The 3,754-nt window shown below is 64.5% G+C and carries 5 protein-coding genes, 1 tRNA gene and 1 pseudogene; 5 read left to right on the plus strand and 2 right to left on the minus strand.

The window, feature by feature from the left end; genetic code table 11:
• The first annotated feature begins 1 nt into the window (after nt 1).
• Together ON27_RS41155 and ON27_RS42765 are read left to right on the plus strand one after the other, a co-directional pair.
• On the plus strand, nt 2-160 hold the full coding sequence (locus ON27_RS41155; RefSeq protein WP_083887438.1) for a zinc-binding dehydrogenase: 159 nt from the start codon (nt 2-4) through the stop codon (nt 158-160).
• A 64-nt stretch (nt 161-224) separates the two neighbouring features.
• Nucleotides 225-389, plus strand: coding sequence for a hypothetical protein (locus ON27_RS42765; protein WP_157227123.1), 165 nt, complete (start codon nt 225-227; stop codon nt 387-389).
• Here the strand turns inward: ON27_RS42765 and ON27_RS08440 are convergent.
• Nucleotides 374-823 carry a nitroreductase/quinone reductase family protein gene (locus tag ON27_RS08440; protein ID WP_043722111.1) on the minus strand — a complete coding sequence of 150 codons (450 nt, stop codon included), beginning with the start codon at nt 821-823 and terminating at the stop codon, nt 374-376. The two genes, ON27_RS42765 and ON27_RS08440, sit on opposite strands and share 16 nt — an antisense overlap.
• A gap of 113 nt (nt 824-936) precedes the next feature.
• Between ON27_RS08440 and ON27_RS08445 the strand changes: the two genes are divergently transcribed.
• Nucleotides 937-1,010 (plus strand) — tRNA-Ile (locus tag ON27_RS08445).
• A gap of 290 nt (nt 1,011-1,300) precedes the next feature.
• Here the strand turns inward: ON27_RS08445 and ON27_RS45785 are convergent.
• Nucleotides 1,301-1,942: pseudogene (locus ON27_RS45785) on the minus strand (tyrosine-type recombinase/integrase); the annotation flags it as partial.
• Nucleotides 1,943-2,163: 221 nt separating this feature from the next.
• On the opposite strand from ON27_RS45785, the gene ON27_RS08455 reads away from it, so the two are divergent.
• Together ON27_RS08455 and ON27_RS08460 are read left to right on the plus strand one after the other, a co-directional pair.
• Nucleotides 2,164-2,343 (plus strand): hypothetical protein, encoded by a 180-nt coding sequence (locus ON27_RS08455; protein WP_043722119.1) that lies wholly within the window; start codon nt 2,164-2,166, stop codon nt 2,341-2,343.
• A gap of 257 nt (nt 2,344-2,600) precedes the next feature.
• A complete protein-coding gene (locus tag ON27_RS08460; RefSeq protein WP_043722121.1) occupies nt 2,601-3,050 on the plus strand; it encodes a hypothetical protein in 450 nt (149 codons plus the stop codon).
• Nucleotides 3,051-3,754 lie beyond the last annotated feature (704 nt).

Below are 3,754 nucleotides of genomic sequence, written 5' to 3' on the forward strand. Positions count from 1 at the left end.
TATCGATTGGCAGGCACTCGCCCGCCGGGCCCAAGAGGAGGTCGCCGCGGGGCGCTTGGAGGTCGTCATCGGGCAGACCTTCCCGCTCGACGGTGCCGATCGGGCGCACGCCGCCATCGAGTCCAGAGCGGCGATCGGGCGCACTTTGTTAACAGTGTGAACAAAGCGGCGAACTGGACAATTGACGTAGTGCGCTGCCCGGGCGACGGCGCTAGGGTGCCGGGGTGGAGACTCTGCTCGTCGTCGGTATCGTCATCGTGGTCCTCGGCTTCGTCGTCGCTGTCGTGCAGTTCGCCAGCCGGCCGCCGAAGGAAGCCGAGCCATGGGACGACCGCGCCGACGCCGAGGACTACGAGGACGACTGGGACGACGACTACCGCGACGACTGACCCGGCCCCGCCGGGGTCAGCACGACGACCGCGATGGGCCGCTCGGTCAGCTTCTGATAGGCGCTGTAGCGACCCCGATTCACCTTGTCGACGATCGCCCACCGCCGGGCGTACTCGGGATCATCCGGCAGCGTCGCCCGGGCCCGCACCGTCAGTTTCCGCCGCCCGACCTGGATCTCGCACTCCGGTCGCGCCTTCAGATTCGCCAGCCACCCCGGTGGCCGCGGCGACCCGCCGTTGGACGCCGTCACCAGATAATCCGCCCCGTCGCGCGCGTACGTCAGCGCCGACGTCCGCTCCTTGCCGGACTTGCGTCCCACCGTCCGCAGCAGCAGCGTGGGATTGCCCAGCAGCAGCCGATGTCCCACCAGCCCGCCGCTGTTCTCGTACACCCACTGATGCGCCTTCAGCACCTTCGTGAACACACCGGCCATACCTGACCCTCCAGTAAGTTTCCGACCCACCCACCCTAGGCGATCACCTACCGACTGGTCCCCGACCCACCGCACCCGGTAGCATCCCCAACGCTCGCGGTTCCCCGCGGCACGGGGCGGTAGCTCAGTCGGTTAGAGCCGTGGACTCATAATCCATTGGTCGCGGGTTCGAGCCCCGCCCGCCCCACAAATAGCCTCTGAGCTGCGGAAACGTTGAACTGGACAGTTGAGTTTCTCCGAAACGGCGCTCCGGCAGCCATAGATTCTGCCGGTAGGTATCGAACGTCGGGCTGGGCCTGGCGCGCACCGCTCACGCCACTTCTGAGTGACTAGAAGACGCGCAGGTGGGGTAATTTGCCTCCCCGCGCCCAGCCCAGCGTTCAGGATAACGCGTACGGAATCCCACCCGGACTGCCCGAGATGCCCGTACCACTTTTCGTGATGTCGATCGACGCATGCCATGAGCACGGCCATTTCGTCTATCGGCACCCCAGCCGGTAGCAGACGCTTCGCGTACCGATGCCGCCACAGGTACGGGTACACCCTGCCTACGTTGTGCCGTGCCTTGCCCTTGCCGACGTAGGCGATTCGGGCAGACGCGCGCAGCGACTTCCGGAACTCCGAATCGGAGTACGGGCGCCCGTTCGGCTGCGCCAGCACCAAACCCGATTCCACTTCCCGGCTGCGCTTCTTGTACGGCACCGGGGCAGGTTGACCCCACCCGTACGCGTTGATGCGTCGAGCGAGGATCTTGCATGCCTTGTCCGCGATCGGGACCGTGCGGCATTCCTTGTCTTTCAGCTCTTTCATCTGGCCGGGGGACGCGTCGAAGCTCCACGCCACATCGAGCGTGCGTGCCTTCAAGTCAACGTTCTCGACGTGCAACCCTTGCAGCTCGCCGGGGCGCAATCCGGTCTCGTCCAACAGGTCGAGCACGTCTTGAAATTCTTCGGGCAGGGTGCGCCGAATCTGGGTGTGTGCTTCATCCTCGATGAACTTGGCGGGCATGCGGTTAAGGTCCGGCAGCTTCACGCCCTTGCACGGGTTGATGTCGAGCGCGCCGCGCGTCTTCGCGTACTCGCAGAGGCTTGAGAGGTTCCAATAGCACTTGATCGCCATGGAGGGCGACAAGCCCTTCTCACCGATCAGTGAGACGTGTACCCAATCCTCAATGGTCGCGGTGTCCAGGTCCCGCACCTTCTCATCCTGCCAGCGCGGTAGGACGTGGTTGCGTATGCGGCTGTCGTCACGTGACGCTGTACCGGCTTCCACGCGCCTTGCGGCTCGTCAGTCGGGGCACAGTTCGCCAACCGTGACTGTCCGCGCCGGACGAACCGGACGTGCATCTCGTCGTGCGGCTGCGCGGCTTACATCTGCATTTCGCGGCGTGTCTGACTGCCGCGTTGATCTTCGTCCAAGACGAAGGGGTACGGCATCGCACGGACGGCGTGTCCGTGGGTCATGGCGTGCCCAACAAGTTGCCGAGGTTGCCGGGGGAACGGCTGTACCTCGAGCGATGACGGCTCAAAATCGATTGCGCCCTTGCCGGAGACATGAAACCATGATCGCTGCGTTGGCCCTGGTGGGATGGCGGCGTTCGCGGGGGAGGATCGCGGCGCGGGTCAAGGCCATGCGCGTCTGGGGGGGCTGGTGACCACACGGGGCGGGACCACGGATGGTTGTGCTGTCTGCGGGGTCCTGCGTGCCCTCCGATCGGCTTCATTTCATGGCGTGCATCCGCTCTGGGTGCACGCCCTTTTCTGTGTCGAGAAGGAGAATGATGAAAGTCAAGAGTGGGCTGCGGTCCGGCCGAGGTGCCACGGTCGCGGCGACTATGGCAGCTGTCGCCGCCGCTCTGGTGGTCCAAGCGCCGATGGCGCAGGCGGATACCGCAAAGGCCCTGTCGTGCAAGGCCCGTTTCAATCACAATCCAATGCAGATCAAAGGCGGTGTCGGAGTCGGGGCGAACGTGGTATGCGATGAGAAGCCCACCGCCTTCCACGTGTGGCTGTCGCTGCAACACAGGACCCGCGACGGCAAGTGGATCGAACAGGGTGCGGATACCAGCAGGGAGATTCCGAACTCGTGGTACAACATCCTGGCCTACACCGCCCATTGCGAGGACCGTGCATGGAGGGCGATAGTTAGAATCGACGTCGAATCGGGTGGTAAATCGGTCACCGACTCCGTGGAAACGCCGCCCACCATCATCAACTGCAACCCCTAACGAGGACCATCGTGGATCTGTCGCACACGTCAAGCGGTCGTAGCATGTGGTCGGGTCGCTGGTTCCGGCTTCGTCAGCAACTGGCCCTACTGCACCCTGCCCCTGCGGGCTCGGGTAAGGCGTACTCGCTGGGGCGTGAGTGGGGCGGGTGGACCGGTCGGCCGGTGCGGGGCCTGCGTCGGCTGCGGTGGGTGACTCTGCCCGCTTACTACACGCGCAAGGTGCCAGCCAATGACGTGGAGGCCGCGACGGATTGGCTGTTGGAACGTCGGGGACTGTAGTTTCCGGTCGCCAGCAGAAACCCCTCAGATTCACGCTGAGGGGTTTGCTGTGTGTTCGGGGCCTGAAGAACTTCCGCTTCGCTCGTCATGGGGCGCAGATTCGATCCCGCCCGCAGATCGCTCGCGATCGAAGCACGCGTCCCCTTACGCAGGATCGATATGGGAAGTGATGCCCGGGATGATCACCTGGACGGGTTCGGACGTGTCGGATCCTCTGGGCCGCATACCGATCCGGCTGCCCGAGTCGAGAACCGATCTAACGAAGACCAGCACGGTGTGCGTCTTGTCTGGGCGTCAGTGCTCGGTCGATGAAGTCGCCGTGGAATTCGACCGCGTGCACATTCCGTGCGCGGTGCAGTTCCCGCCAGCGAAGATCCGGTTTCCCCGCCACCCCGCTACCATCGGGCCAACTCTGAGAGGAAA

Origin of the sequence: Nocardia asiatica NBRC 100129, assembly GCF_000308415.1 — a bacterium.
GTDB classification, from domain to species: Bacteria; Actinomycetota; Actinomycetes; order Mycobacteriales; family Mycobacteriaceae; genus Nocardia; species Nocardia asiatica.

Bases quoted from the DNA above. Each gene is read 5' to 3' on its own strand.
- ON27_RS08440 (WP_043722111.1), bottom strand. From the start codon at position 823: ATGGCCGGTGTGTTCACGAAGGTGCTGAAGGCGCATCAGTGGGTGTAC.
- ON27_RS08460 (WP_043722121.1), top strand. From the start codon at position 2,601: ATGATGAAAGTCAAGAGTGGGCTGCGGTCCGGCCGAGGTGCCACGGTC.